The 24466-nt window shown below is 59.5% G+C and carries 29 protein-coding genes and 2 tRNA genes; 14 read left to right on the top strand and 17 right to left on the bottom strand.

Going from position 1 to position 24466, the window contains the following annotated elements; all coding sequences use genetic code 11:
- The first annotated feature begins 55 nt into the window (after positions 1–55).
- Together FFT87_RS07655 and FFT87_RS07650 are read left to right on the top strand one after the other, a co-directional pair.
- On the top strand, positions 56–1030 hold the full coding sequence (locus tag FFT87_RS07655) for a phosphodiester glycosidase family protein (RefSeq protein WP_219948179.1): 975 nt from the start codon (positions 56–58) through the stop codon (positions 1028–1030).
- A complete protein-coding gene (locus tag FFT87_RS07650; RefSeq protein ID WP_219948178.1) occupies positions 1027–2172 on the top strand; it encodes a bifunctional glycosyltransferase family 2/GtrA family protein in 1146 nt (381 codons plus the stop codon). Before FFT87_RS07655 ends, FFT87_RS07650 begins: the two co-directional genes overlap by 4 nt.
- Before the next feature lie 4 nt (positions 2173–2176).
- Here FFT87_RS07650 and FFT87_RS07645 read toward each other — a convergent pair whose 3' ends face one another.
- The 5 genes from FFT87_RS07645 to pdhA are packed head-to-tail and all read right to left on the bottom strand — an operon-like array spanning position 2177 to position 7158.
- Entirely contained in the window at positions 2177–2947 is a 771-nt protein-coding gene (locus FFT87_RS07645; RefSeq protein ID WP_219948177.1) for a hypothetical protein, read from the bottom strand.
- Complete coding sequence (locus tag FFT87_RS07640) at positions 2944–3531, bottom strand: signal peptidase II (RefSeq protein WP_255558946.1); 588 nt, start codon at positions 3529–3531, stop codon at positions 2944–2946. The genes FFT87_RS07645 and FFT87_RS07640 overlap by 4 nt, the downstream gene beginning before the upstream one ends.
- Before the next feature lie 35 nt (positions 3532–3566).
- Positions 3567–5042: a dihydrolipoamide acetyltransferase family protein gene (locus tag FFT87_RS07635; RefSeq protein ID WP_219948176.1), complete on the bottom strand. Its 1476-nt coding sequence runs from the start codon at positions 5040–5042 to the stop codon at positions 3567–3569.
- Positions 5042–6043: an alpha-ketoacid dehydrogenase subunit beta gene (locus FFT87_RS07630; RefSeq protein WP_219948175.1), complete on the bottom strand. Its 1002-nt coding sequence runs from the start codon at positions 6041–6043 to the stop codon at positions 5042–5044. The genes FFT87_RS07635 and FFT87_RS07630 overlap by 1 nt, the downstream gene beginning before the upstream one ends.
- Positions 6040–7158 carry a pyruvate dehydrogenase (acetyl-transferring) E1 component subunit alpha gene (gene pdhA, locus FFT87_RS07625; RefSeq protein WP_219950753.1) on the bottom strand — a complete coding sequence of 373 codons (1119 nt, stop codon included), beginning with the start codon at positions 7156–7158 and terminating at the stop codon, positions 6040–6042. The genes FFT87_RS07630 and pdhA overlap by 4 nt, the downstream gene beginning before the upstream one ends.
- A 243-nt stretch (positions 7159–7401) precedes the next feature.
- On the opposite strand from pdhA, the gene FFT87_RS07620 reads away from it, so the two are divergent.
- The gene (locus FFT87_RS07620) at positions 7402–7989 is read left to right on the top strand and encodes a DUF2510 domain-containing protein (RefSeq protein WP_219948174.1); all 588 of its coding nucleotides are present in this window, start codon (positions 7402–7404) and stop codon (positions 7987–7989) included.
- Positions 7990–8017: 28 nt separating this feature from the next.
- Here the strand turns inward: FFT87_RS07620 and FFT87_RS07615 are convergent, their stop codons facing one another.
- Positions 8018–8698, bottom strand: coding sequence for a hypothetical protein (locus tag FFT87_RS07615; RefSeq protein WP_219948173.1), 681 nt, complete (start codon positions 8696–8698; stop codon positions 8018–8020).
- Between the two features lie 20 nt (positions 8699–8718).
- Between FFT87_RS07615 and FFT87_RS07610 the strand changes: the two genes are divergently transcribed.
- The 5 genes from FFT87_RS07610 to FFT87_RS07590 all read left to right on the top strand — a co-directional run bounded on the left by FFT87_RS07610 (position 8719) and on the right by FFT87_RS07590 (position 14624).
- Positions 8719–9585: an acyl-CoA thioesterase II gene (locus FFT87_RS07610; protein ID WP_255558945.1), complete on the top strand. Its 867-nt coding sequence runs from the start codon at positions 8719–8721 to the stop codon at positions 9583–9585.
- A 343-nt stretch (positions 9586–9928) separates the two neighbouring features.
- Positions 9929–11302: a glycine betaine/L-proline ABC transporter ATP-binding protein gene (locus FFT87_RS07605; RefSeq protein ID WP_370628542.1), complete on the top strand. Its 1374-nt coding sequence runs from the start codon at positions 9929–9931 to the stop codon at positions 11300–11302.
- Positions 11299–12267, top strand: a complete 969-nt coding sequence (locus FFT87_RS07600; protein ID WP_219948172.1) for a proline/glycine betaine ABC transporter permease — start codon at positions 11299–11301, stop codon at positions 12265–12267. The genes FFT87_RS07605 and FFT87_RS07600 overlap by 4 nt, the downstream gene beginning before the upstream one ends.
- Before the next feature lie 104 nt (positions 12268–12371).
- The gene (locus FFT87_RS07595) at positions 12372–13265 is read left to right on the top strand and encodes a glycine betaine ABC transporter substrate-binding protein (protein WP_219948171.1); all 894 of its coding nucleotides are present in this window, start codon (positions 12372–12374) and stop codon (positions 13263–13265) included.
- 132 nt (positions 13266–13397) lie between these two features.
- On the top strand, positions 13398–14624 hold the full coding sequence (locus FFT87_RS07590; RefSeq protein ID WP_219948170.1) for a glycerate kinase: 1227 nt from the start codon (positions 13398–13400) through the stop codon (positions 14622–14624).
- A gap of 85 nt (positions 14625–14709) precedes the next feature.
- Here the strand turns inward: FFT87_RS07590 and FFT87_RS07585 are convergent, their stop codons facing one another.
- From FFT87_RS07585 to msrA, 6 genes are all read right to left on the bottom strand, one after another.
- Positions 14710–15177, bottom strand: a complete 468-nt coding sequence (locus FFT87_RS07585; RefSeq protein WP_219948169.1) for a thioesterase family protein — start codon at positions 15175–15177, stop codon at positions 14710–14712.
- Between the two features lie 2 nt (positions 15178–15179).
- The gene (gene ettA, locus FFT87_RS07580) at positions 15180–16862 is read right to left on the bottom strand and encodes an energy-dependent translational throttle protein EttA (RefSeq protein ID WP_219948168.1); all 1683 of its coding nucleotides are present in this window, start codon (positions 16860–16862) and stop codon (positions 15180–15182) included.
- 48 nt (positions 16863–16910) lie between these two features.
- Positions 16911–17396, bottom strand: a complete 486-nt coding sequence (locus tag FFT87_RS07575) for a hypothetical protein (protein ID WP_219948167.1) — start codon at positions 17394–17396, stop codon at positions 16911–16913.
- A gap of 70 nt (positions 17397–17466) precedes the next feature.
- A complete protein-coding gene (locus FFT87_RS07570) occupies positions 17467–17979 on the bottom strand; it encodes a single-stranded DNA-binding protein (protein ID WP_255558944.1) in 513 nt (170 codons plus the stop codon).
- A 281-nt stretch (positions 17980–18260) separates the two neighbouring features.
- Positions 18261–18473 (bottom strand): methyltransferase, encoded by a 213-nt coding sequence (locus tag FFT87_RS07565; protein ID WP_219948166.1) that lies wholly within the window; start codon positions 18471–18473, stop codon positions 18261–18263.
- 125 nt (positions 18474–18598) lie between these two features.
- Positions 18599–19120, bottom strand: coding sequence for a peptide-methionine (S)-S-oxide reductase MsrA (gene msrA, locus FFT87_RS07560; RefSeq protein ID WP_219948165.1), 522 nt, complete (start codon positions 19118–19120; stop codon positions 18599–18601).
- A 91-nt stretch (positions 19121–19211) separates the two neighbouring features.
- On the opposite strand from msrA, the gene FFT87_RS07555 reads away from it, so the two are divergent.
- The 3 genes from FFT87_RS07555 to FFT87_RS07545 all read left to right on the top strand — a co-directional run bounded on the left by FFT87_RS07555 (position 19212) and on the right by FFT87_RS07545 (position 21326).
- Positions 19212–20219, top strand: a complete 1008-nt coding sequence (locus tag FFT87_RS07555; RefSeq protein WP_219948164.1) for an aldo/keto reductase — start codon at positions 19212–19214, stop codon at positions 20217–20219.
- Positions 20220–20371: 152 nt separating this feature from the next.
- Entirely contained in the window at positions 20372–20617 is a 246-nt protein-coding gene (locus tag FFT87_RS07550) for a DUF2163 domain-containing protein (protein WP_219948163.1), read from the top strand.
- A 55-nt stretch (positions 20618–20672) separates the two neighbouring features.
- Positions 20673–21326, top strand: a complete 654-nt coding sequence (locus FFT87_RS07545) for a hypothetical protein (protein WP_219948162.1) — start codon at positions 20673–20675, stop codon at positions 21324–21326.
- 7 nt (positions 21327–21333) lie between these two features.
- Here FFT87_RS07545 and FFT87_RS07540 read toward each other — a convergent pair whose 3' ends face one another.
- From FFT87_RS07540 to FFT87_RS07520, 5 genes are all read right to left on the bottom strand, one after another.
- Entirely contained in the window at positions 21334–21747 is a 414-nt protein-coding gene (locus tag FFT87_RS07540; RefSeq protein ID WP_255558943.1) for a hypothetical protein, read from the bottom strand.
- On the bottom strand, positions 21747–22187 hold the full coding sequence (locus FFT87_RS07535; RefSeq protein WP_219948161.1) for a DUF1801 domain-containing protein: 441 nt from the start codon (positions 22185–22187) through the stop codon (positions 21747–21749). Before FFT87_RS07535 ends, FFT87_RS07540 begins: the two co-directional genes overlap by 1 nt.
- Before the next feature lie 244 nt (positions 22188–22431).
- Positions 22432–22507 (bottom strand) — tRNA-Arg (locus FFT87_RS07530).
- Between the two features lie 35 nt (positions 22508–22542).
- A complete protein-coding gene (locus FFT87_RS07525; protein ID WP_219948160.1) occupies positions 22543–22875 on the bottom strand; it encodes a thioredoxin family protein in 333 nt (110 codons plus the stop codon).
- The gene (locus tag FFT87_RS07520) at positions 22853–23131 is read right to left on the bottom strand and encodes an oligoribonuclease (RefSeq protein ID WP_219948159.1); all 279 of its coding nucleotides are present in this window, start codon (positions 23129–23131) and stop codon (positions 22853–22855) included. The genes FFT87_RS07525 and FFT87_RS07520 overlap by 23 nt, the downstream gene beginning before the upstream one ends.
- Before the next feature lie 67 nt (positions 23132–23198).
- Between FFT87_RS07520 and orn the strand changes: the two genes are divergently transcribed.
- The 3 genes from orn to FFT87_RS07505 all read left to right on the top strand — a co-directional run bounded on the left by orn (position 23199) and on the right by FFT87_RS07505 (position 24438).
- Entirely contained in the window at positions 23199–23819 is a 621-nt protein-coding gene (gene orn / locus FFT87_RS07515) for an oligoribonuclease (RefSeq protein WP_219948158.1), read from the top strand.
- A 45-nt stretch (positions 23820–23864) separates the two neighbouring features.
- Positions 23865–23940: transfer RNA gene (locus FFT87_RS07510), tRNA-His, on the top strand.
- Between the two features lie 147 nt (positions 23941–24087).
- Complete coding sequence (locus FFT87_RS07505) at positions 24088–24438, top strand: metallopeptidase family protein (protein ID WP_219948157.1); 351 nt, start codon at positions 24088–24090, stop codon at positions 24436–24438.
- Positions 24439–24466 lie beyond the last annotated feature (28 nt).

Raw genomic sequence — 24466 nt, 5'->3', positions numbered from 1 at the left:
AAGCTCCCAGCGTTCCCATTAGAGAGTGATAGCCACCGCGCGTACTTCTTGACGTATGCGAGAGAGAACAGCGCGAAAGAGAACACTGCGGAAACGGCACATCGTCATCGGATCGGCGCTAGTGCTTGTGCTCGGCTTGGGCAGCACCGCAGCGTGGGCCCTCGACCGCTTCGTCATTGAGCACGTCGAGATTTCTGACGTTGCCCAATACGAAGTCGAGAACAGCACAAGCACAACGAGCCCCGAGCCGACGACCTCAGCGACGGCCGAACCCGTTCTCACCGCCACGAGTTACACCTCAGACGCTGCCACCGTCTCGATCTCCACAGTCGTTACGGGCAGCGGCGCCGACACCGTCACCTACTACGTTGCAGATGTCGAGCTGACGGATGCCACCGCCCTGCGGTCAGCATTTGCCCAGAACAGCTTCGGCGAAAACATCATCGACCTCACCTCGTCGATTGCAGCCGAGCACGACGCGATATTTGCCATCAACGGCGACTACTACGGATTCCGCGACACCGGCATCGTCATCCGCAACGGCGTTGTGTACCGCGACGAGCCAGCTCGCGACGGTCTCGCTTTCTCTCTCGACGGCAGCGTCGAGGTCTACGACGAAACCACGACCTCGGCCGATCAACTTATCGCCGACGGCGTGTGGAACACGCTCTCCTTCGGACCCGCGATCGTCGAGAACGGCGCTGTCGTTGCCGGTATCGAAAACGTCGAAATCGACACCAATTTCGGCAACCACTCCATCCAGGGCGAACAGCCGCGCACCGCCGTCGGCGTGATCGATGACAACCATCTCGTCTTCGTTGTCGTCGACGGCCGTAACCCCGGCTACAGCGCCGGCGTTACCCTCCCCGGACTCGCGGCCATCATGCAAGATCTCGGCGCGACAACCGCCTACAACCTCGATGGCGGCGGCTCCTCGACCATGTACTTCAACGGCACCGTCATCAACCAACCGTCCAACGGCGGAGAACGCGAAACCTCAGACATCCTCTACGTGGGAGCCGCATCATGATCATCCTGATTCCTTCCTTCGAACCGGATGACCGGCTCCCGCAACTCGTCGGCGCTCTGCGCGACTCCGCCTCACAATTGCGAATCGTCATCGTCGATGACGGCAGTGGCCCGACCTACGCTGACCTGTTCGCCGCAGCTCAGCACGCCGGCGCCGACGTGATCGGCTACGACGACAATCGCGGCAAAGGGCACGCGCTCAAATTCGGCTTCAACTACATCCGCAAGAACCATCCGGGGCACGCCGTCGTCTGCGCCGACAGCGACGGACAACACAAGGTCGGCGACATCCTTCGCGTTGCCGCACAGCTGGAGGCGTCAGAGGGTGCGATGGTGCTCGGCGGTCGAGCCTTCGCCGGCGACGTTCCCGTGCGCAGTCGCTTCGGAAATGCAGTCTCTCGGTCAGCGTTTAAGTTCGCGACCGGAGTCGCCGTGCGCGACACTCAGACCGGGCTGCGCGGCTACCCCGCAACAATGCTCGACTGGCTGCTCGGGGTGAAAGGCGAACGGTTCGAATACGAACTGAACCTGTTGCTCGGGTCGCGCTCGGCCGGCATCCGCATTGAAGAAATCGAGATTGAGACGGTCTACTTGCAGCACAATGCTTCATCACACTTTCGGCCCATCGTTGATTCGGTGCGAGTCTTTGCGCCGCTCCTGCGCTACATTTCGTCGTCACTGGCAGCGTTTCTGATCGACGCGATCGGCCTGTTGCTACTGTTCGCCCTCACCAATTCACTGCTGGTATCCGTTATCGGAGCGCGCCTAGTGAGCGCCTCCGTGAACTTCTTCATCAACCGGCACCTCGTCTTTCACCCCAGCACTCGGGAGCATGTGGCACGGGATGCCCTGCGCTACGTCATTCTCGCGTTGGCACTCGTCGCCTCAAGTTACGTGTGGTTGTCGGTGCTGGTCGACTGGGGCGTTCCGCTCGTTATCGCCAAGGTCTTCTCCGACGTGACGCTCTACATCATCAGTTTCCAGGTGCAGCGTCGCTTCGTCTTCAGGGCGAAGTCGGGCCCTGCTGAAGTCAGTTCGACACAACTGACGGAATCGATTCCGACGGTTGACCCAGCACTTGTGCACAATCTGGCGGCGCAGAGACGCCAAGCCAGCACTGGCAGTGCAAGCCCCTCAGAGTGAGCCGCTAGGCTGGGTCGAGGCCGCCGAGGCGTCGCAAGACAGCGTTCAGGAGCGTGCCTGCAGCATCCGGAATCACGTGGTGGTTGAGGTAAATACCCTCAAGCCACGGCAACACTTCTTCAGCGGCGAGCCCGATGACGCTCCAGTCAACGCCGGGCACTGCTTTGGAGCGCGGCTCTCCGGTGCGCGGATCAGTCCACGCTTCAGCAATCGGCTTGTCGGGTTCTGACTCGTCTTCGCCCCAAAGGAGCGCAATCGGATGATTGTCGCCCTCAATGTGGTCGTGAGTGACTGTGCCGGCGCCGAGCCACGGCAGCGTCAAGAGCTCTCCTTCGACCTCGATCTCCAGGAGGTCGAGCTGCACCGGATCCTCTACTTCACAGATGTAGAGATCGAACCCGGCATCGTGCCAGGCTGCAGCCTGCGTGATGTCGTCAAGCAGTTTGGGCATGAGGGCGTGAAAGTCCTGAGCCAACTGTGTTGACCACTGCAGGAGCATGCGGGTGTCGTTGGCCGGCCACGGGCTCGAGTCTCGAGGTTCGCCAGCCGGAGTGTGGAAATGGTGATTGACACCGGAACTGGTCGTTTCGAGGTGCAACTGCCCGTGCGCATACTCGACGAACAGATCGCTCAGCTGACCTTCGTCATCCCAATCCCCAAACAGCTCTGGGTCGTTCAAGGACGGCGGTAAATCTAGTGGCGGTGCGCGCCGCGTTCCGAGATTGAGCACTGCCCGCAACCGCGTGTTGGGCATGCGCAAGCTGAGATCGGTCATTCGGTTGTCGTTGCTTCCGTCGGCGCATCCGCGCTCGGCGTCGTTGCCTCTTCGGGCTTGGCAGCAATTCCCATCAGCGAAATGACGACGATCATGATTGCGCCGCCCACAAGGGCAATGTCGGCGATGTTGCCGATGAAATAGCCGTTGTAGTTGATGAAGTCGACGACGTGACCGCGCGCAAAACCGGGGTCACGGAACAGACGGTCGCCGAGGTGAGTGATCGCGCCACCAAGGAGCATGCCGAGCGCAACAGCCCAGGCGCGGGATTGCACGGTCCACGCATACCAAGTGATAGCAACAACGGCGAGCGCCGCAATGATTGTGAGCACCCAGGTGAATTCCTCGGCGAGCGAGAACGCGGCGCCGGGGTTGTAGACGAGCTGGAACGACAGCAAATCGCCGATGACGGGGATGTTCTTGCCGCCGCCAAGGTTGGTTTCGGCCCACCACTTGCTGAGCTGGTCGGCCGCGATCACGAATGCGGCGAGCGCAAAGATTCCCACCAGAAGACGGCGTGGTGCACGTGAGGCAGTAGGAGCCGGAGCAGGGGTGGCCGCAGCAGGGTCGAGATTCTCGGTCATAAGACCATTCTTACCTGTCGCGGCCACCCCTCGTGTCACACCATCGTCAAAACAGTGCCGGGGTCGTTCAGAATCGAGCCAACATCGGTCAAGAAACGTGCACCCTGCTCGCCGTCGACAAGACGGTGATCGAACGACAAACTCAGGGTCATGATGTCGCGCAGAGCGATGTCACCGTGGTGTTCCCACGGCATCTTGCGCACAGCGCCCATAGCCAAAATGGCGGCTTCTCCCGGATTCAGGATGGGGGTTCCGGCGTCGATGCCGAAGACACCAACGTTGGTAATCGAAATAGTTCCCCCATTGAGCGACGCCGGAGTTGCCTTGCTCGCTCGCGCATTGCGGGCGAGATCGCCAATCGCCTCGGTGAGATCGGCCAGGCTCATGGCGTCAGCATCTTTGAGGTTCGGCACCATGAGTCCTCGCGGCGTCGCGACAGCGATGCCCAAGTTGATATAGCCGAACTCGACGATTTCGTTCGCGTCGGCATCCCACCGCGAATTGAGCGAGGGGTTACGCGCCACGCCAATGCACAGCGCCTTAGCAACAACCGAGAGAACGGATGCTGCGGTGCCCTTCGCCTTGAGCTTGGCCACCAGTTCCACCGTGCGCGTGACATCGATCGTCAAGAACTCGGTGACATGGGGTGCCGTGAAGGCACTCGCGACCATCGCGGCCGCCGTTGCCTTACGCACCGACTTGATGGGGGTGCGAGTTTCGCGCGCACGCGTGCCGGCAAGCGCGCCGCGAGGAGACTGACCGGATGTTCCTGCCGCAGTGTCCTCTCCGCTCTGTGCCTGCTCAGACGGCTGCTCTGCCGCACTCAGCACATCATCACGCGTGATGATGCCGTCAGGGCCCGTTCCGGTCAGTTGCGTCAAGTCGACGCCGCGATCGGCAGCCAGCTTGCGCACCGGCGGAGTCGTCTTAGTGCGAGCTTCTGCGGGCGTGGCCGCAGGCGCTGGGGCCGTCGCCGGCGCGGTCTCTGCTGCAGGCTCTGCTGCTGCCTTTGGCTCGGTCGCTTGCGCGGTCTCTGCCACAGTCGCCGTCACGGCTTCAGCGGATGCCGCACGTGCACCACGAGGCTTGCGTGTGGGGCGCTTGCCGCTCTCGACGGCGGGACCGTACCCGACAAGCACAGAGTTGCGTTCAGGAGCAGCCTCAGGGGCCGGCGCCGTATCTCCGCCGTCAGCTTTCGCGCTCTCTGCGCCAGCGGAAGCATCAGCAGTCGCGCCACCGGCATCCGGAGCATCAACGCCGCCTGACCCACCATCCAGTTCAAACGTGACGATGCGGGTGCCGACCTGCACTGTCGCGCCGGGCTCAGCGTGCAGCGCCGAAATCTTTCCCGCCACCGGCGACGGCAGCGACACAATCGCCTTCGCCGTCTCCACCTCAGCAATCGGCTGATTCAGCGTCACCAGATCGCCAACGGCAACGTGCCACTCAACAATTTCAGATTCCGTTAGGCCCTCCCCCAAATCAGGCAGGGCAAACTCCTTAACAGTCATCACGCACTCCAACCGGTAAGCGAATTAACGCGGCCAAGAGCGCGGTCAACGCCATCAAGAATGCGATCAAGATCTGGCAAAAAATGGTCTTCCAACTTTGCCGGCGGATACGGAACATCGAACCCAGTAATCCGCACCGGAGCTGACTCAAGGTAATAGAAACAGCGGTCAGTCAGAGTCGCCGCAATTTCTGCACCCAGCCCGCCCGATTGCGAAGCCTCGTGGGTGATCACGAGCCGCCCCGTCTTCTGCACGCTCGCCGAAACGGTGTCAAAGTCGACCGGAGACAGCGAACGCAAATCAACAACCTCGATGGAGATTCCCTCGTCAGCGGCGGCCACTGCGGCATCCACAGCTGTTGCCACTAGCGGGCCATAGGTGACCAAGGTGACATCGGTGCCTTCGGCAACAACACGCGCCTTGCCCATCGGCAGACCGACCGCATCTTCATCGACTTCGCCTTTAGTCCAATAGCGGCGCTTGGGTTCGAAGAACAACACCGGGTCGTCAGAGGCGATTGCCTCGCGCAGCATGCTGTGGGCATCCTGCGGAGTCGAACAGGTGACAACCCGCAAGCCTGCGGTGTGGGCAAAGTAGGCCTCTGGCGACTCAGAGTGGTGCTCGACTGCACCAATACCTCCGCCATAGGGCACCCGAATCGTCAACGGCATCCGCACATTTCCCGCCGTGCGGTAGTGCAGCTTCGCAACCTGGGCAACGATCTGATCGAAGCCAGGGTAGATAAAGCCGTCGAACTGGATCTCACACACCGGACGGTAACCGCGGAACGCTAGGCCAACGGCCATTCCGATGATTCCCGCCTCGGCCAGCGGCGTATCCATGACCCGCTCGGTGCCAAAGTCACGCTGGAGGCCATCGGTCACGCGAAAAACGCCGCCCAACTTTCCGATGTCTTCGCCAAGAAGCACAACTTTCTCGTCTTCGGCGAGCGCGCGCCGCAATCCAGAGCCCAGCGCCTTTGCCAGAGTTAGTTCAGTCATTTCTCAAACCCCTCTAGATACGCTTTGTACTGACTCTTCTGACGCGCGAGCCCCGAGTGCTCGGTCGCATACACGTTGTCGAAAACGCTGAGCGGTTCGGGATTCTCGAGCCCCAAGCATCCGGCCCGAAATTCTGCTGCCACCTCGTCTGCTCGTGCCTGAATGGATGCCGCCAGCTCGTCGGTAAGCACACCTTCGCTGCGCAAAAACGCTTCTACACGCGCAATAGGATCTTTGGCTTCCCACTCTTTGACAAGAACCGGGTCGACATAGCGACTCGGGTCGTCGGAGGTCGTGTGCGGTCCACGACGGTACGTCACGGCTTCGATGAAGGTAGGACCGCCGCCATTGCGGGCACGGTCGAGCGCACTCCGAGTCGCGGCCATGACAGCAAGCACGTCATTGCCATCAACACGGATGCTCGGAATGCCGAACCCCGGGGCACGGTCGGCAATCGGGCGCTGAGCTTGCAGCCCAACAGGCTCAGAGATCGCCCACTGGTTGTTCTGGCAGAAAAAGATCACGGGAGCCTTGAAAGAGGCGGCGAACACCATCGCTTCGCTGACGTCGCCCTCGCTCGTAGCGCCATCACCGAAGTAGGCAACGGCAACGCTGTCAACGCCGTCTTTTTTGCAGCCAACGGCATAGCCCGTGGCATGAAGCGTCTGAGCGCCAATGATTACGGCGGGAGTTGCCATGCCAACGGAGAACGGATCCCACCCCGAGGCTGCGGTTCCGCGCCACACCCGAACAAGATCAGGAAGCTTCACGCCACGGCAGTACGCCACCGCATTCTCGCGGTAGCTGGAGAACACAAAGTCATCGGGACGCAGAGTGCGGGCTGAACCTACTTGAGCTGCTTCCTGGCCAAGCAGCGGTGGCCAGAGCCCTAGTTCGCCTTGGCGCTGAAGGGCTGTCGCTTCGGTATCGATGCGACGAACGATGATGAGGTCTTCATACAGGCTGGCGAGCTGATCGCCGGTGACATCCGACACCCAAGGGTCATAGAGGTCATCGCTGAGCCGCTTACCTTCAGGATCAAGAAGCTGCACGAACTCAGGGTTCTGCTTCTTTGCCTCAGGTTTCTGGGCTTTTACGGGCACGGTAGTACTCATCATTTCTCCGATCTGCCATTGCGCCTGCTGGTGTGCTGCGCCCTAGCGATCCTCACAACCGTGGTTGGTGAACCACAGGTTGATCCGAGCCTCGTCGCTCGGAGTTGTTTTGACCGTACCTATACAGTGCGCCGTACACAAGGTGGCGCGCGAAAGTTGCCACCAAATTGGCGGATGGCGCCCAGCAGCCTCACTGAGCGAGCAAAATTCACCTACACAGCTCGAGGCAGTTACACTCGCAGGATGAGTGACTCGACCACACCACTTCCCTCCGCTGGCTGGTATGCCGACCCCGCAGGAGGCCCCACACCGCGCTGGTGGGATGGAACGGCTTGGGCAGCCCCCGAGGGCGCCTCGCCGAGCAGCTCGTCCACTCCAACAAGCTCGCCGGCTGCAAGCACAAACACGTGGCAGATCTTTGTGCTCGCGGCCATGCCCATTCTCAGCATCATCGGGCTGTTCTTTCTCGATGTGTCGGCATTCTTTCCCTCCTATGGGGAGGGCGCGCTCGAAGCCCAACTACGCATCTACACCGACCCCGGCTATCTCGCCATCATGGTGACGGGCTGGCTGGTGTTCCTCGCCAGCATCCCGCTCTCGATTTTCGACAGAAAGACACTTATCGCGCGCGGAGTTGACCGCCCATTCCATTGGGCGTTCGTTTTCCTTGGCTCGTTTTGGTACACGATCGGCCGCTCGATAGTCGTGTATATCCGCACCCGCCAGGGTCTCGGCCCGCTCTGGATCGCCGTAGTGGTTCAGACGGTTGGACTCATTGGAGCATTCACCCTGCTCGCAAACATGATGACGCTCATGATGCGACTGTTTTAGCGAGTAGCGGGTTTAGCGAGCAACAGTTTTAGCGAGCAACCGACCAGGCGCGGCGTTTCACGAGAACGTGACCGCGCTTGGTCGTGACGCGGGTCCAGGCGCCAGATTCATAGACGGATGCTGATTCGTCGTCGCCCAGAAAACCGAGACTGACCGCCGCGAAGCCTGCACCGGCGGGGAGGTATTCGGGGTCATCAAGCGGACGCCCCCAGACTTCCGTGCGAACTTTGTGCACGATCGCCTCGCCGACACCGCTCGGAACCGCTTTCGCGACTTCGTCAATTCCGTCGCGAGCCGCTTCTTCGAGCACTTCACTCGAAACCGAGTCGATCGATACCCAACCACCGCGCGGCGGCGTAATGGCCGCCCAGGTCACAGTGTTCACGCTCATGGGCAGACTCACGGTTACGGGTTCACCGAACGTATCGGCAGAAGCATCAACGGCACTCTCAATACGGCCAAGCAGAGATCGCACTGGCACAACAGCGTCAAACGTGTCTTTCGACGCGAGCGCGAAGGTTCGAAGTCCTAAAACCGTGGGGCTTTGGTCGAGGAGACCAGCGGGATGCAGCACGGAAACATAGACGGCGAGCACTCCCCCGCCGCCAATAAGCCGAACCGAGCCCTCATCGACACGAGCGGCACGGCCCAAAAAGACCTGCAGATCACCCAGCGCGAGGGTATCAACCAAAGTAAACGATGCAGTCATAGGTCTCCTAAACTACAGGCATGAGCGATCCTATGGCTGGGCTTCTGACTGCCCTCGATCTGACCGACACCCATGCACGAACTAACGAAGACATTTTCACCGGTCCGAGCCAATGGATGCCGCAGGGGCGAGTCTTTGGCGGGCAGGTTCTTGCGCAGGCTCTTATTGCCGCGCAGCGCACTCTTGCCGAAGACCGTGTCGTGCATTCCATGCATGGATATTTCTTGCGGCCGGGAGATATCAACCTGCCGATAACCTTTTCGGTGGATCGCATCCACGATGGTCGATCCTTTTCGACTCGGCGCACGCAGGCGTACCAGGATGGGGTGCCGATTCTGTCGGCGATCGCCTCGTTTCAAGACGATGATGAGGGGCTCGATCACCAGATAGAGATGCCCGCCGATCTTCCCGATCCTGAGTCGCTTCCGACGACGGCCGAATCTCTCGAAGGGTTGGATCATCCGGTTGCGCGGTATTGGGCTTCCGAGCGCCCCTTTGACATGCGGTATGTGCCGTCTCCCATCTTTATCTCAGTAGAGGGCGGTCATGTCGCGCATCAGGCCGTGTGGTTGAAATCGGTCGGCCCGATGCCTGATGACATGAACCTCCATCGTGCCGCCCTTGCTTATGCGAGCGACTATTCGATTCTCGAGTCGATCATGCGCCGCCATGGGCTCGCGTGGGCAACGCCAGGCATCAAGGTCGCGAGCCTCGACCACGCCATGTGGTGGCACCGGGAAGCGCGAGTGGATGAGTGGCTTCTCTATGTTCAAGAGTCGCCGAATGCGATTGGTGGGCGTGGACTCGCGCTCGGTCGTATCTACGATCGCGCGGGCCGACTTATTGCCAGTGTCGCTCAAGAGGGAATGGTGCGACCACCGCGCTAGTCGGTCTGCTTTAGTTCCCAAGCAGACAGATTCGACCCCGGCTATGTAACGAATAGACAACGAAGACGACCCGCTTCGATGCCTACTGTGCCGGGGATCGACGCCGCTCGGGAGCGCACTATGTCCCCAATCTGGCGGACCCTCCCCTACATTGATTCCGCAAAAGCGTTACGTTTGTTTACGGCCCGGTTCTCGGTGCGCCACGTTTGGCGCTGTGAACGGGTGCTACGAAATCAGGCCGCGCGCGCCATCCCGCCAGTCGGGTTGACGCTCGTACGGTTGTTTCGCACTGGAACCATTCCGACAATGTTTCCCCTTCTCATCTGGCTCAATTGGGAGCCACATGACTAGCAAGGTGCCTGCAACCCGGACCGTAATCGAGAAGAGCAAAGCCCTTATGGAGCCGAGCATTCAGGAGAACGTGACCGAAGAAATAGCAGTCAGCGCCAAGAACCTGTACAAGGTATTCGGACGCCGCCCAAAAGAAGCAGTCGAGCGACTCCAACATGGAGCCACTCGTGACGAGATCACAGAACTGGGCACTGCTGCCGTAATCGATGCGAGCTTCGACGTTCGCAAAGGCGAAATCTTCGTAGTAATGGGCCTCTCCGGGTCGGGCAAATCTACGCTCATCCGCATGCTCAACGGACTGTGGGAAACCACCGCCGGCTCAGTAACTGTTGGCGACGATGTCATTACCGGCATCGGCGCATCAAAACTTCGCGACGTTCGCCGTCGCCGCATCTCCATGGTGTTCCAGCACTTCGCGCTGTTTCCCCACCGCAGCGTTCTTGAGAACGCCGCCTACGCGCTTGAAGTGCAGGGCATTCCCCGCACCGAACGTCTCGCTCGCGCTCAGAAGGTCATTGACCTCGTCGGCCTCGAGGGTTGGGGCCACAAGATGCCTTCAGAGCTTTCCGGCGGAATGCAGCAGCGTGTCGGTCTCGCCCGCGCCCTCGCCGCCGACACCGACGTGCTCCTTATGGACGAAGCGTTTAGTGCTCTCGATCCCCTGATTCGTCGCGAAATGCAAGAGCAATTGCTTGAGCTTCAGACCGAACTGGGCAAGACGATCATCTTCATCACTCACGATCTTAACGAGGCGATGTTCCTCGGAGACCGTATCGCTGTCATGCGTGACGGCCGGATCGTTCAGATCGGTACGCCAGAAGACATCCTCACTGATCCCGCCAACGACTATGTTGCGCAGTTCGTTCAGGATGTTGACCGCTCACGTGTTCTCACCGCTTCCAGCGTCATGGAGCCTGCCCGCGTTACCGCGTTCGCTGGTTCTGGACCGCGTGCTGCGTTGAAGACGATGCGCGATCTGCAAAGCTCGATGGCATTCGTTATCGGCCGCGATCGAACCCTCAAGGGCATTGTTCGTGATGCAGAGGCAATGAAGCTCGTCCGCCGCGGCGAGACTGACCTCGCGTCGATCATCAGCGACGACTTCAACGTTGTGCAGGCTGACACGTCACTTTCTGAGCTCTTCGTTCCCTCGGTCGAGAGCCCACTACCCCTAGCTGTTGTGGATGACCGTGGTCGTCTCATTGGCGCCGTTCCTCGGGTGACGCTTCTCGCCGCCCTCGGCAACGTCAACACCGATACCGGCGAATTGCCCGTAATCGAACCGGCACTCACTGTGTCCACTGAACTGATTTCTGACGCACTTGCTACGCCAGAAATCGCCACCGAAACGGAGGCCGCACGATGAACGACTTCCCTAGACTCCCCCTCGGCCAATGGGTCGAAGACGGCATTGACTTCATTACCGAAACATTCGGTGTGTTCTTCGACGTAATCAAGTTCATCATCGCGTCTGTTGCCGACGGAATGAACTTCATATTCGCGTCGCCGCCATTCTGGGTGATGTTGATCATCTTCGCCGTGATCGCCTTCGTGGCACGCGGTTGGGTGTTCTCACTCGGCACCACCGTCAGCTTCCTCCTGATCCTCAGCTTGGATCAGTGGGAAAACGCAATGGATACCCTCGCGCTCGTGCTGGTAGCAGCAGCGATCGCCGTGATCATCAGCGTTCCGCTGGGAATTTTGGCGGCAAAGTATCAAACGGTCTCCACGATAGTGAAGCCGATACTGGACTTCTTGCAGACGATGCCCGCATTCGTTTACCTGATTCCTGCCCTCATCCTCTTCCGCATCGGTGACGTGCCCGGAATCGTGGCAACGGTGCTCTTCGCGCTTGCCCCCGGCGTTCGACTTACCGAACTCGGCATCCGCGGTGTCGATAAAGAGGTCGTTGAAGCTGGACAGGCCTTCGGTTCTTCACCGAGCCGCATCCTGCGTCAGATTCAGCTGCCGTTGGCTCTTCCCTCGATCATGGCTGGCATCAACCAGGTGATCATGCTCTCGCTCTCGATGGTTGTTATTGCCTCGATGGTTGGCGCTGGTGGCCTCGGTCAGCCGGTAATCCAGAGCTTGAGCCGGGCGGATGTCTCGCTCGGGTTCGAAGCTGGACTCTCGGTCGTGCTGTTGGCCATCTTCCTTGACCGGCTCACGGCATCCTTCGGCACCGGCAAGGGCTACTTCCGGTTCATTCTCGACTCGTTCAATTTCCGCGGCAAGCCCGCCGAAACTGACACGGCTGAGGCTGACAGCTCTGGCACGACTTCGGCAACTGCTGATGCCGAGCCCGCAGAACTGACTCCCCCAGTTCGTTAATTTTCGGGCGCTTACCCGCGCTCGTTTTCCGGCACACAGAAAATCCTGTGTGCATCGACGTCAACATCGTCGACGCTTAAGCGTTGACAGAAAAGGACGACACAATGAAGAAGCAGACACGCGCTGCAATCGCAATTGGAGCGGCAACGCTCCTCGGTCTGTCGGCTTGCGCCGCAGGCGGAGACGACACCGCGGCAGGCGACGGAGCCGAGAACAAGGATCTCAGCATCGCCGTATTCAACGGATGGCCTGAGGGCGAAGCTGTTTCGTTCCTCTGGAAGGCAATCCTTGAAGAAAAGGGCTACAACGTTGAGCTGGAATACGCTGACGTAACCCCGATCTTCTCGGGCCTCAGCACCGGCGACTACGACATGGCGCTTGACGGATGGCTCCCCATCACTCACGCAAGCCTCATGGAAGAGTACGGCGACTCCATCGACGACCTCGGCGCTTGGAACAGCGAAGCTGGCCTGACCGTTGCAGTCAACTCTGATGCTCCTATCGACTCGCTCGACGAGCTCGCAGCAAACGCTGACGCGTTCGGCAACCGTATCGTGGGCATCGAGCCTGGTGCAGGACTGACTGAAGCAGTCATGAACAACACCATGCCGACCTACGGTCTTGACGGTATGGAACTTCTCACGTCGTCGACCCCCGCCATGCTTGCTGAACTGCAGGCTGCACTCGACAACGGCGAGAACATTGCCGTAACCCTCTGGCGTCCGCACTGGGCCTACGATGCATTCGACATCAAGGACCTTGCTGACCCTGAGGGAACGCTCGGAGACGTTGAAGAAATTCACTCCTTCGCACGCGACACCTTGAGCGACGACATGCCTGAGGTCACCGAATGGATCTCGAACTTCAAGATGGACTCAGAGCTTCTTTACTCGCTCGAGAACGTCATGTACAACGAGTACGAGGGAACCGACTTCGAGCCCATCGTTGCAGACTGGATCGCAGCGAACCAGGACTACGTAGACGGCCTCACCAGCTAATACTGTGTGAATCTGCGGTGCATTAAGCACTGTGATCTACGAAAAGGGGTCGCCTTCGGGCGGCCCCTTTTTTCGTGCCCGGAGGCTGTGTGGGCAACGTGAATATGGGTCTCGTTCGCGTAGGGTCGAAGGATGCCTGACCTCCACAGCCCCGTCATCGTGATCGCCCCCGATTCCTTCAAGGGAAGCCTCACCGCTGCGGATGCCGCAGCCGCTCTCGAGCGCGGCGCCCGAGAAATGTTGCCAGAGACCGCAACGGTGCTGACCTTCCCGATGGCCGACGGCGGAGAAGGCTCCCTGGATACGGTGCTTGCCGCGTGGCTTCAACCAGCCCTGACCCTCTCAACAGTCGATGCGATCGGTCGTGAGTGCGAAGCCTCGTACGGATTCGACCTCGACGCCCGCCGCGCGGTCATCGAAGCGGCGCAGGCCAACGGCCTCCCCCAGGTGTCCGATGTGCCGCTGCAGCCGCTCCGCGCCGATACCCACGGCGTTGGTCTTATCGCCGCAAGCGCGATCGCTCGCGGCGCACGCGAGATCACCCTCTTTGTCGGCGGCACCGCAAGCACTGATGGCGGCACCGGCCTCCTGCGTGCGCTCGGCGTTCGCTTTCTCAACAACGAGGGAATTGAGCTAGCGACGGGTGGCGGCGACCTCACCTCACTCGCAACAATTGACGTGAGCGAGCTGGTCGATGGCGCCCGAGAGACGAGCTGGCGCATCGCCGTCGACGTCACCAATCCGCTAACCGGAGAACACGGCGCTGCTGCTGTATTCGGGCCTCAGAAGGGTGCTTCGGCATCCGATGTCGAGCTGTTGGATGCTGGCCTCACGCGTCTCTCGAAAGTGCTGGCAGAAACTACGCTCGCTTCTGAGCGCGGTTTTTCTGCAGCTGGTATCGCCGCGCTACCGGGCATGGGCGCCGCAGGGGGAATCGCTGCTGGGCTCGTTGCGCTGTTCGGAGCGAAGCTAGTTCCCGGCGCCCAGCTCGTCGCCGATGCCATTGGCCTCAGCGAAGCCATCAAGATTGCGGATGTGATTCTCACCGGAGAGGGACGGCTCGATCATCAGTCGCTTGACGGCAAAGTGGTCGACTACCTGCGCGGAGCTAAGAATCCCACCGCGTGGTTGGCAGTCGTCGCCGGCGTCAACCACCTCACGCCAGAAGAGTCTGCTGCCGCTGGCATCGACTTGGCGTTGCCGCTCGGTACGGGCATCCAAAGCCGTAAAGAGCTCTTTCAGTATGCTGGCCCACTTCTCGAAGCTCGTGGCGCGCACGCGATTGCCGAATGGCTTGATCCCACGGACCTTGATGCCGAGTTCGACGACGCTGATGCTGAGCACGACGAAGACGCGTAGCAGTACGCGCGTAACAACGCACGCGTCGTCACCCGGTCGCCACGCCTCCCACTCGGTGCGCGAAACACGTCGGCAGGATGCCTCGTTAGCGCCGTTTCGCGAACTGCAGGGGTTCTTCCACGTAGCGCGAGAAAACTCCGCGCTGTTCATCGCTGATGCGCTGCGGGCGTGAGGTGACAGTGTCGACGAGCACCAAAGTCGTCGCGGCACGCACAAACAGTTGCCGTGGCTCGACGCCGGCAGGAGTGTAGATCTCGTAGCAAACTTCGAGACTTGCTCCCCCGACCCGCCCGATCCACAGTTCAATGTCAATGGGTTCGCGCATGTAGGGAATCGGGAGAAGATACTCGATTTCTTGCCGCGCAATGAGTGTCATCGTTGGGCCGCCTGGCCGACCGTCAAGCACTGCGGTGAGGGGCGCATCCACTCCCGCTGCCGGCCAGAATGCGTGAATGCGCGCCTCTTCGAGGAGGCGAAACACTTCGGCATTGTTGACGTGTTGGTACGCGTCAACGTCTGACCAGCGCAGCGGGAGTGGTACGTGAAGTCTCATACCTAGTCGCGAGTGAGCTTGCGGTAAGCGCTGCGGTGCGGCTTGGCGGCGTCTGGTCCGAGGCGCTCGATCTTGTTCTCTTCGTAAGCGTCGAAGTTTCCTTCGAACCAGTGCCAGTAACCGGGCTTCGCGTCCGTGCCTTCGTAGGAGAGGATGTGGGTCGCGATGCGGTCAAGGAACCACCTATCGTGAGTGATCACCACAGCACAGCCGGGGAACTCGAGAAGCGCGTTCTCGAGGCTTCCGAGAGTCTCAACGTCCAAGTCGTTAGTCGGTTCGTCAAGCAGCAAGAGGTTTCCGCCCTGCTTGAGCGTGAGCGCGAGGTTCAAACGGTTGCGCTCACCACCGGAAAGCACGCCGGCTTTCTTCTGCTGGTCTGGTCCCTTGAATCCGAACTGCGAGACGTAGCCACGCGACGGGATCTCGGTCTTACCGACCTGGATGTAGTCCTGGCCGTCAGAGACGACCTCCCACAGCGTCTTGTTAGGGTCGATGCCACCACGACTCTGGTCGACGTAGGAAATGTCGACAGTCTCGCCGATTTTGAGATCTCCAGAGTCGAGAGGTTCAAGGCCAACGATGGTCTTGAACAGCGTGGTCTTACCGACACCGTTTGGGCCGATGACTCCGACAATTCCGTTACGGGGAAGAGTGAAGCTCAGCCCGTCGATCAGAATGCGCTCGTCGAAGCCCTTCTTGAGGTTCTTGGCGTCGATGACCTGCGCACCAAGGCGGGGTCCCATCGGAATAACGATTTCTTCGAAGTCCAACTTTCTGGTCTTCTCCGCTTCGTTCGCCATCTCTTCGTAGCGTGCAAGTCGTGCTTTCGACTTGGTCTGGCGGCCCTTGGAGTTCGAGCGCACCCACTCAAGTTCGCTGGAGAGACGCTTCGCGAGCTTGGCATCTTTCTTGCCCTGCACCTGAAGTCGTTCTTGCTTCTTCTCGAGGTAGGTGGAGTAATTGCCCTCGTAGGGGTAAAGGTGACCGCGGTCGACTTCGGCAATCCATTCGGCGACGTGGTCGAGGAAGTACCTATCGTGGGTTACGGCCAGTACGGCGCCCGGGTACTTGGAGAGGTGCTGCTCGAGCCAGAGAACACTTTCGGCGTCGAGGTGGTTAGTTGGCTCATCGAGAAGCAGCAGGTCGGGCTTCTGGAGGAGGAGTTTGGTGAGCGCCACGCGGCGCTTTTCTCCACCGGAGAGTTTGTTGACGGGCCAGTCTCCGGGCGGTGTGCGCAACGCGTCCATCGCTTGCTCGAGCTGGGAATCAAGGTCCCAGGCGTCAGCAGCGTCAATTTCTTCCTGCAGCGTGCCCATCTCGGCCAAGAGCGCATCGAAGTCAGCGTCTGGTTCGGCCATCTCGAGGCCGATTGCGGCGTGACGGTCTACCTTTGCCTTGATCGGCCCAACACCTTCTTGCACGTTCTCGAGAACCGTCTTGGTTTCATCGAGTTCAGGTTCCTGCATGAGGATTCCGACGGAGTAGCCGGGGCTGAGTCGAGCTTCACCGTTGCTTGGCGTGTCGAGACCCGCCATGATTTTGAGGATTGTGGACTTACCGGCACCGTTAGGGCCAACCACACCGATCTTTGCTCCCGGGTAGAACGACATTGTGACGTCGTCAAGAATGAGCTTGTCGCCGACCGCTTTTCGCGCGCGCACCATGGAATAAATGAATTCGGCCATGGGACCATTCTACGGAGCGTTCGAGCTCAAGCGAACCCGTTTGCGGGGTTACCAGTCGATCGGTCGGGTCTTTCCCACGAGGCAACCGCCGGTGCCCAATAGCGGCTCGATGGATGAGACGTAATTGTCTGGCGTGAACTGGCCGAGTAGACACTCACCTTTGATGCGCACAGAAACAACAATCGAGTCTGTGGCGAGGCCAATGGCAGTGGTGTCGGGAGTGACTTCCATGTCTTGCTTGTTGAAACCATTCTCGACGAGCTTGTCGACAATGCTGCGGCCGTCTCCGCGGCCATTGGCATCGAAGTACTCAGTGTTGAGCTGGTCAAAGAATTGACGGTTTCCGGCAGCGGCCTCACCGGGGCGCAGTATTGGACCGGTTGGTGTCGCTTCCGGCGCGGGGGATGCTGACGCTTCCGCAGTGGGCGTCGCCGTCGGTTCCGGTGTGGCTGCGACGCAACCGCTGAGTGCGACCGCTGCCGCGACGGTGAGTGCCAAAACTGCACCGAGACGGCGAGTGAGTCGTACGCGCATTGCATTCCCTTCGTCGGCCGCGAGACTTCAGGGCCGCATCAAGTCTAGATTGCTTGCGCGCACGATCCGCTCAGAATGGAGTGTGTGCCAACTCTTCGGCTCGCGCACTTTCCTCGCCGGGGCCCTTCTCCTCTAACTCAGCCGCGGTCTCAAACTCGTCGCGGTCATCGCTGCTGCGAGCGCCGGGCTCAGTGTCGCCGTTCGCGGCGGTCGAATTGGCGCTGTTCGATATGGTGCGAGAGAACTGTGCGGTGCCCCACATAAGGTCGTGGCCGAGCGAGTCAGCTTCGATCTCGATATTGGTGCCGCTGCGGTCAGCGTTCTCCCATTCGCGAATCTTGAGCCGGCCGCTCAGAACCACGCGGTCGCCTTTTGCGATCGAAGTAGCGCTGTTGATAGCGAGCTGGCGGAACGAGGTGATCGTGTACCAATTGGTTTCACCATCGATCCAACGTTGATTGCTGCGATCGAAGCGGCGCTGCGTGGACGCCAGCCTGAATGACGTTATCGGCAACCCCTCCCCAGTGACGATATGGCGGGGCGCAGTGGCTACGAGCCCAGAAACGGTGATGCTGTCGGTCATGTCTGCTCCTTAGTGTGGGCCGCGCAGCATGCTGCGCAACCGCGATGGGAGACAGATGCGGGCCGACACTCGTGCCGGGAAGCCGACCCGGCATCCGTCTGACACCAGTGTTGGCGAGCACAGCGAAACCCGACGGAAGGCATAACGAACTGTGGAAGCAGCTCTCATCACAGCACGCAGGAGGAGCAGTCAGATCCCCGCCGAGCACCGAGCATCACGGCAACGTTCGCAACGTGTGCAGCGCAATCACGCTGCACACGGCGTCCAACGACCCGCGCGAGCTAGTGCTCGCGGAACTCAGGCCATGCTGTGCCGGGCAGCAGGTTCGCGTGCAAAGCTGACTTCGCGGCATCCAAAGTCGGATACACCGCTCGAAAATCTTCGTCTTTCAATAACTTGAAGGTGAACCCGTCTGTTACCCGGTGCACCGAGCCAGCTGCTCCTGCCTGAGTGAATGCCACCCAGGTTTGTCCGGTAAGAGCGTGATCAGTCATTTCCGAACCTCCTTCGATTTAGTGAAACGACGCCAGTGTCGCTTATTAACGACCGTACGCCGCCTCGCGACGAAGATAAAGACCTTCATTGCGAGACGGCGCACAGAATGTGTCGCTGACGAGTATTACTTGATGTAGCTCGAGAACGACGAACGAATCTTATTGACCTTGGGAAGCGCCACCGCCATGCAGTAACCCTGACCCGGATTCTTCGCGAAAAAGTCCTGGTGGTACGACTCTGCGTTGTAATACGTGTCAAGCGACTCGATCGTGGTCACGATGCCACCATCCCAATATTCGGATGCTCGATCACGGGCCGCCTCGAAAAGAGCCTTCTGATCGTCATCCTCATAGAACATGGCGGAACGGTACGACGAGCCGACATCGTTGCCCTGACGGTTGAGCTGCCGTGGGTCATGAAGGGTGAAATACACGTCGAGGATGACCTCATCGGGAATAACTTCAGGATCAAAAGTGACCGCTACTGCTTCAGCGTGGCCTGTGGTCTCGGTGCAAACCAACTCGTAGCTGGGGTTAGCAACGTGACCGCCGGTGTAACCGGATACGACATCCGTAACGCCGTTGAGGGTGCGGTAGACCGCGTCGAGGCACCAGAAACAGCCGCCTGCGAGATGAAATGTGTGCATAAGTTGAGCCTACTTTCTTGGGCTGGATGTCTTATGCAACGCACTCTCCCCGTTCTGTGTTCCCGTAACCACGTGGGCATATGCTTGGCGGATGCCTTACGACGCTTTATCCACCCGATATGACACCACCGAATACCACCGCGTAGGCCGCAGCGGGCTCAAATTGCCCGCAATCTCCTTGGGATTGTGGAATAACTTTGGCGCCGACCGCCCCCTCGCAACGCAGCGAGCAATTTTGCGCAGCGCCTTCGATCTGGGAATCACCCACTTCGATTTGGCCAACAACTATGGCCCCGAAATTGGCGCAGCGGAGCGCAACTTCGGCACGGTTTTCGCCGATGACTTTGTGCCATACCGCGACGAAATAATCGTCTCTACTAAAGCCGGTTACACGATGGGAGTCGGTCCCTACCAAGACTGGGGATCTCGCAAATACTTGCTCTCATCACTCGATGCAAGCCTTCAGCGCATGGGCCTCGAGTACGTCGACATTTTCTACCACCACCGCCCAGACCCCGAAACTCCCATTGAAGAGACCATGGGAGCGCTGGCCACCGCGGTCAACTCGGGCAAAGCGCTCTATGTCGGAGTCTCGAACTACAGCCCCGAGCAGACGCTCGCCGCGGCCGAAGCCCTTGCCGAATACGGCATCCCGCTCACCATCCACCAGCCGCGCTACAACATGTTTGACCGACACGTGGAAGAGGGTCTTTTCCCGGTGTTGGATGCGGTCGGCGCCGGCAGCATCGTGTTCTCGCCTCTTGCGCAGGGCCTTCTCACCGATCGCTACATGGATGGCTCAATCCCGGATGGATCGCGTGCGGCTGAAGGACGCTGGCTCCAGCCAGGACCGATTGGCGACACCTATCTTCAGCGCGTACGCGCGCTCAACGAAATTGCACTCAACCGCGGACAAAGCCTCGCGCAGCTCGCCCTGACCTGGGTGCTGCGTCATCCACAAGTCACCTCGGCACTTGTCGGGGCCAGCAGCGTCGCGCAGCTGGAGAACAACTTTGCGGCAGCCTCGGCTCCAACTCTCACCGCGGACGAGCTCGCCGCAATCGAGCCACTCGCGGTAGACGGTACAACTTTGCGCTAGTCATCTTTGAGTACCACCACCCGAAGCCGGGCTCTGCGTTCAACGCGGGGCCCGGTTTCGCGGTTAACGCCTGAAAGAAAACTCTCAGTCGAATGTCAGTGCTCGAACATATATTCGAATAGTGCCCCGACCACCTCGACCTAGGAGCAACCATGACCACACTTGACTTCGCGGAAGCAACGCACTCGATCAGATCCGGGATCGTCACCGTTCAACTCAACGATGATCTGTGGCGGATAACTCGCCCTGATGGCGAAGTTCTCGGCTACGTGCAGCGCTGGCAGGCCGCTGCAGGCGCTCGCTTTCAGGCGAAAAGAATGCTGCAGCGCCAACGTCGCTTTTTGCCGCTAGGAGATTTCTGGTCGATTGACGACGCACTCGACATCTTTCGGTTTTGATGTGTACAGCCTGTCGCTATCTCCTAGCGCTCGCTAGCCGGGTTACAGTTCCAACATGAATCTTCAGTGGTGGGACGAGATCGTTAGCTGGTTCACTTCCCGCGATGGCCAGGCCTTTGTTTCTGACACCCTCCTGCCATTCCTCGGGATCGTTGTCGGCGGAATTATCGTGGGCATGATTGCCCGCTCCTCGCTGCGACGGCTCATTGGGCAACAAGACCGCCAGGCGAAAGCCGCCGCCGTCGCTGCCCTCATTTCGTCAGGCCGTCGTGCCGCCGTATGGAGCACGCTCTCGGCCGGAGAAAAAGAACACGTTGACTACCAGGCAAGCGAAGCAGAAGTACGCGTGCGCCTGCTGCCGCTCAAGGGTGCAAATATTGCGGCCGACTGGGCAGCGCACAAGCTTGCTGCTATGAAGAAGAACTCTGTCAATTACAGCTTCCAGGCTGAGCAAGATCTCGCAGAGCTTCAAGAAGGTCTGCTCGACTGGCAAGCCCGCCCCGGCCGTGCCAAGAAGCTATTCGCTCAAGATCTCGCCAGCTGGAAATATGCCACCGGTGAAGCAGAAGACGAGCTTGTCGTCAAGCAACAAGAGTGGGCTTCGCGTCAAGCGGCAGAAGAGGCTACTCAGTCAAGCACTGCGGCCACAGACGGCTCCAACAAGGCCAACACCGCACCGACCGTAGTGGTCACCCCCGAGCGCAACTAGTTCCGCACTAGGCGCCGGGGCCGTCAACTGCGACTATCTGCGCAGACCACGGGCAAAACCTGTCAGACGTCACGATTTCGTCTTCGACGTACTGGGGAATGCCATCGCAGACTTCGATCGTCACATTGGCGAATTCGAGAGTAGCGGGATCGATATGCCACGACCACGGTTCATTGACGCTTGACTCTCCACGAATCACCACACCGTTCGGGATAGCGGCGAGATTTTCGCCCGCCAGCAGCCTTTTAGCGTGCTCAATCAGCTCGGGTGTCGCGAGTTCAATCGCATACTGTTCGCCGCCCGCAACCTGAAACGTTGCCACCGTAGGCGCTGGCGCAGGAACGCAGCCGGTCAAGGTCACCATTGCTGCCGACGTCGCGACTGCAGCAGAAATCGCGCGCCACTTCAGGCTCACAGTCATCAGCCGCTTTCAGCTTGCGCATCATAGTCAAACCGAGCTACCGCGTAGCTGCGCGTAAGAAGTTCCTCAAGCACCATCAAATCGATATCGGCAAGTTTTTTGATGTAGAGGCACCCCACAGCAAGTTCATGTTTGCCCAGTCGTTCTAGAAGCTCCGGGAACTCGCGAAAATTTCGTGCCGTATACAGAGAAATCTTGGGCTTACGAGGCGAGAATCCGATCGTGGCGGTGTCACCCTCTCGGCCAGATGCATAACGGTAGTGGCTCGACCCGAATCCAATGATTGATGGGCCCCACATCACCGCCTGTTCACCAGAGGCGCGCGCGAACACTTCGAGGAGTGCTTCTGCTTCGTCACGGCGAACATCGGAATCCACAGTCGCGATGAACTCGGCAACACTGACCACTGTTACTTTCGTCTTGTTCGGTTGGTGCGCCATCTGTCGCCTTTCTCTACAAGTATTTCGAGAGTACTCGCTGCCCGCCTAGCTTTCGGAATGTTTGCGGATTCTCCACGCCATAGACATCGTCAGTCAAGGCTAGATCGAGCTGGATTGCGAATTCTGCCCTGGTGCTGGTGCTGGTGCTCGTGCAATCCAGCGCTGTACGCCGCGTGGCACCCGGAGCGCCTGGCCCGGAGAATGAACTGATCGGAATTTGCCGCTGAAATTAACGTCGCGCTTGTGGTGCCCTCGGCAGGATTCGAACCTGCGACCAAGAGATTAGAAGGCTCCTGCTCTATCCCCTGAGCTACGAGGGCGGGGTGTACGCGTTAAACGATATCGTGCTGAGGCGCTACATCGCTTTCGCGAGTGCCACGAGCATCTGGTTTACGGTCGGGGCGCCCTGAGCCCGGAATACTTCATCACCGTCGGCGGCGACGATCACGATCGTCGGTGTCGACACAATGCCAGCGCGCTCAGCCTCCTCCGAGTGCCGGGCGACATCCAACTCTGCGTAATCCACCTGCGTCACGAGCTTCGATACCTGATCGAGCGTGTCGCGGGCTGTTGCACAGGGGTCGCAAAAAGCGGACGAAAAAAACAACACCGTTGGTCGCTTCTCAGCGTTAGCGGTGTTGTTCTCCGTCTCGTCAGAGTGATTCTTAGAGGTCGTTTCGTTCGTCAAGATCTTCCAGAGGTTCGCTGTCGGCTTTATCCCACGTGTAAGTCACGTGAACCTGCTCGCCGACCTGTTTGGCAACAGGAGCGTCATAGCGCAGTTGGGTTTCTGACCCTTCGGCATCTGCCACGATCAGGGTCACATAATCATCCCACCCCTCGTCAGTGGCAATGCGCTTGTCATTCTGCCCGTCGTAGGGGCCGCCGACGTAGAACACGATGTACTCGTCGCCGTGCGCGAGCGTGGGAGTTGATTCGGTCATACCCTCAGTTTTATCAGACAAGGGTGAGCGAACGCTGGTGACACCGCATCAACGGTAGAATCGTTTTATGGCATCTCAAGCTGACTATCTCGTCTGGATCGACTGCGAAATGACGGGACTGGATGTCGCAATCGACGAGCTCGTTGAAGTTGCGGTGGTCATTACCGACTACGACCTCGTTCCCGTTGACGAAGGAATGACGATCGTCATCAAACCCAGCGCGGCAGCTTTGGCGAATATGGGCGATTTCGTCACCCAGATGCACACCTCCAGCGGCCTTATCGAAGAAATGCCAAACGGGGTTTCGCTCGCCGATGCCGAGTTCGCCGTGAACGAGTACATCGTGCGCTACGTGCCGAACCCTCGCTCGGCACCGCTGGCTGGCAACACGATCGGTACCGACCGAACTTTCCTGGCCAAGTACATGCCGCGTGTCGACGGTCACCTTCACTACCGCAGCGTCGACGTGTCATCGATTAAAGAGCTAGCGAAGCACTGGTTCCCGCGGGTGTACTTCAACGCGCCGGCAAAAGATGGCGGGCACCGCGCCCTTGCCGACATTCTGGAGTCCATCCGCGAGCTGGATTACTACCGAAAAGCGGTCTTCGTTGGCGAGCCAGGCCCGACAACCGATCAGGTCAAAGTAATTTCTGCTGACGTAGTGGACGGATTCGCCTCTCGCTTGTAATACACTTATAGAGTTGCTTATCGCCGAAGGGCGAAAACAGCCTTGGTGGGCGTAGCTCAGTTGGTAGAGCGCTGGCTTGTGGAGCCGGAAGTCGCGGGTTCGAGCCCCGTCGTTCACCCCAAGAAAGCAGTGGCTTGGCACGCGTGATTTCACCCAATGATCTCACCGAGTGCCAGGTCACTGTTTTATTTAACCGGCAGGTTTCTTTGCGGGGCACGTTTCCGTGCGCATGCTCCTCGTACCCAGCCTCAACTGACAAGCTGTGGTTATGGAGAATCTCGACGAAGAACAGTTTGAGTCACTCGTTGTCGAGAGTCTTGATGCCCTTGCTGATGAGATTGTTGAAGGTTTAGAGAACGTTGTCTTTGTCACCGAGGCCCGCCCCGAGGACGGCTCGCTCAACGTGCTTGGGCTCTATGACGGCGTGGCCCTCACCGAGCGTGGCCAGTATGGCTTTGGCGAGTTACCCGACCGCATCATCCTCTTTCGGGAGCCGCTGCTGGCAGTGTGCGAAACCGTCGAGGAGTTGAAAGAACAGATTCACGTGACTCTGGTGCACGAAATCGCTCACTACTACGGCATAAATGACGAACAGCTGGGGGAACTCGGCTGGGCTTAGCTGCCCTTAAGCTGACTTGTGGCCATGA

Origin of the sequence: Salinibacterium sp. M195 (assembly GCF_019443965.1) — a bacterium.
GTDB lineage: Bacteria > Actinomycetota > Actinomycetes > Actinomycetales > Microbacteriaceae > Rhodoglobus.
This window is presented reverse-complemented; position numbering and strand designations above follow the sequence as displayed.

What these genes read in the sequence shown, in the direction of transcription:
- FFT87_RS07605 (WP_370628542.1), top strand. Translation starts at nt 9,929, where the DNA reads ATGACTAGCAAGGTGCCTGCAACCCGGACCGTAATCGAGAAGAGCAAA.
- FFT87_RS07650 (WP_219948178.1), top strand. Translation starts at nt 1,027, where the DNA reads ATGATCATCCTGATTCCTTCCTTCGAACCGGATGACCGGCTCCCGCAA.
- FFT87_RS07570 (WP_255558944.1), bottom strand. Translation starts at nt 17,979, where the DNA reads ATGACCGACAGCATCACCGTTTCTGGGCTCGTAGCCACTGCGCCCCGC.
- FFT87_RS07615 (WP_219948173.1), bottom strand. Translation starts at nt 8,698, where the DNA reads ATGACTGCATCGTTTACTTTGGTTGATACCCTCGCGCTGGGTGATCTG.
- FFT87_RS07655 (WP_219948179.1), top strand. Translation starts at nt 56, where the DNA reads ATGCGAGAGAGAACAGCGCGAAAGAGAACACTGCGGAAACGGCACATC.
- orn (WP_219948158.1), top strand. Translation starts at nt 23,199, where the DNA reads ATGGCATCTCAAGCTGACTATCTCGTCTGGATCGACTGCGAAATGACG.
- FFT87_RS07590 (WP_219948170.1), top strand. Translation starts at nt 13,398, where the DNA reads ATGCCTGACCTCCACAGCCCCGTCATCGTGATCGCCCCCGATTCCTTC.
- FFT87_RS07520 (WP_219948159.1), bottom strand. Translation starts at nt 23,131, where the DNA reads ATGACCGAATCAACTCCCACGCTCGCGCACGGCGACGAGTACATCGTG.
- FFT87_RS07620 (WP_219948174.1), top strand. Translation starts at nt 7,402, where the DNA reads ATGAGTGACTCGACCACACCACTTCCCTCCGCTGGCTGGTATGCCGAC.
- FFT87_RS07555 (WP_219948164.1), top strand. Translation starts at nt 19,212, where the DNA reads ATGCCTTACGACGCTTTATCCACCCGATATGACACCACCGAATACCAC.
- pdhA (WP_219950753.1), bottom strand. Translation starts at nt 7,158, where the DNA reads ATGAGTACTACCGTGCCCGTAAAAGCCCAGAAACCTGAGGCAAAGAAG.
- FFT87_RS07575 (WP_219948167.1), bottom strand. Translation starts at nt 17,396, where the DNA reads ATGCGCGTACGACTCACTCGCCGTCTCGGTGCAGTTTTGGCACTCACC.
- FFT87_RS07635 (WP_219948176.1), bottom strand. Translation starts at nt 5,042, where the DNA reads ATGACTGTTAAGGAGTTTGCCCTGCCTGATTTGGGGGAGGGCCTAACG.
- FFT87_RS07540 (WP_255558943.1), bottom strand. Translation starts at nt 21,747, where the DNA reads ATGACTGTGAGCCTGAAGTGGCGCGCGATTTCTGCTGCAGTCGCGACG.
- FFT87_RS07610 (WP_255558945.1), top strand. Translation starts at nt 8,719, where the DNA reads ATGAGCGATCCTATGGCTGGGCTTCTGACTGCCCTCGATCTGACCGAC.
- FFT87_RS07630 (WP_219948175.1), bottom strand. Translation starts at nt 6,043, where the DNA reads ATGACTGAACTAACTCTGGCAAAGGCGCTGGGCTCTGGATTGCGGCGC.
- msrA (WP_219948165.1), bottom strand. Translation starts at nt 19,120, where the DNA reads ATGCACACATTTCATCTCGCAGGCGGCTGTTTCTGGTGCCTCGACGCG.
- FFT87_RS07545 (WP_219948162.1), top strand. Translation starts at nt 20,673, where the DNA reads ATGAATCTTCAGTGGTGGGACGAGATCGTTAGCTGGTTCACTTCCCGC.
- FFT87_RS07645 (WP_219948177.1), bottom strand. Translation starts at nt 2,947, where the DNA reads ATGACCGATCTCAGCTTGCGCATGCCCAACACGCGGTTGCGGGCAGTG.
- FFT87_RS07505 (WP_219948157.1), top strand. Translation starts at nt 24,088, where the DNA reads ATGGAGAATCTCGACGAAGAACAGTTTGAGTCACTCGTTGTCGAGAGT.
- ettA (WP_219948168.1), bottom strand. Translation starts at nt 16,862, where the DNA reads ATGGCCGAATTCATTTATTCCATGGTGCGCGCGCGAAAAGCGGTCGGC.
- FFT87_RS07600 (WP_219948172.1), top strand. Translation starts at nt 11,299, where the DNA reads ATGAACGACTTCCCTAGACTCCCCCTCGGCCAATGGGTCGAAGACGGC.
- FFT87_RS07535 (WP_219948161.1), bottom strand. Translation starts at nt 22,187, where the DNA reads ATGGCGCACCAACCGAACAAGACGAAAGTAACAGTGGTCAGTGTTGCC.
- FFT87_RS07595 (WP_219948171.1), top strand. Translation starts at nt 12,372, where the DNA reads ATGAAGAAGCAGACACGCGCTGCAATCGCAATTGGAGCGGCAACGCTC.
- FFT87_RS07640 (WP_255558946.1), bottom strand. Translation starts at nt 3,531, where the DNA reads ATGACCGAGAATCTCGACCCTGCTGCGGCCACCCCTGCTCCGGCTCCT.
- FFT87_RS07585 (WP_219948169.1), bottom strand. Translation starts at nt 15,177, where the DNA reads ATGAGACTTCACGTACCACTCCCGCTGCGCTGGTCAGACGTTGACGCG.
- FFT87_RS07565 (WP_219948166.1), bottom strand. Translation starts at nt 18,473, where the DNA reads ATGACTGATCACGCTCTTACCGGACAAACCTGGGTGGCATTCACTCAG.
- FFT87_RS07550 (WP_219948163.1), top strand. Translation starts at nt 20,372, where the DNA reads ATGACCACACTTGACTTCGCGGAAGCAACGCACTCGATCAGATCCGGG.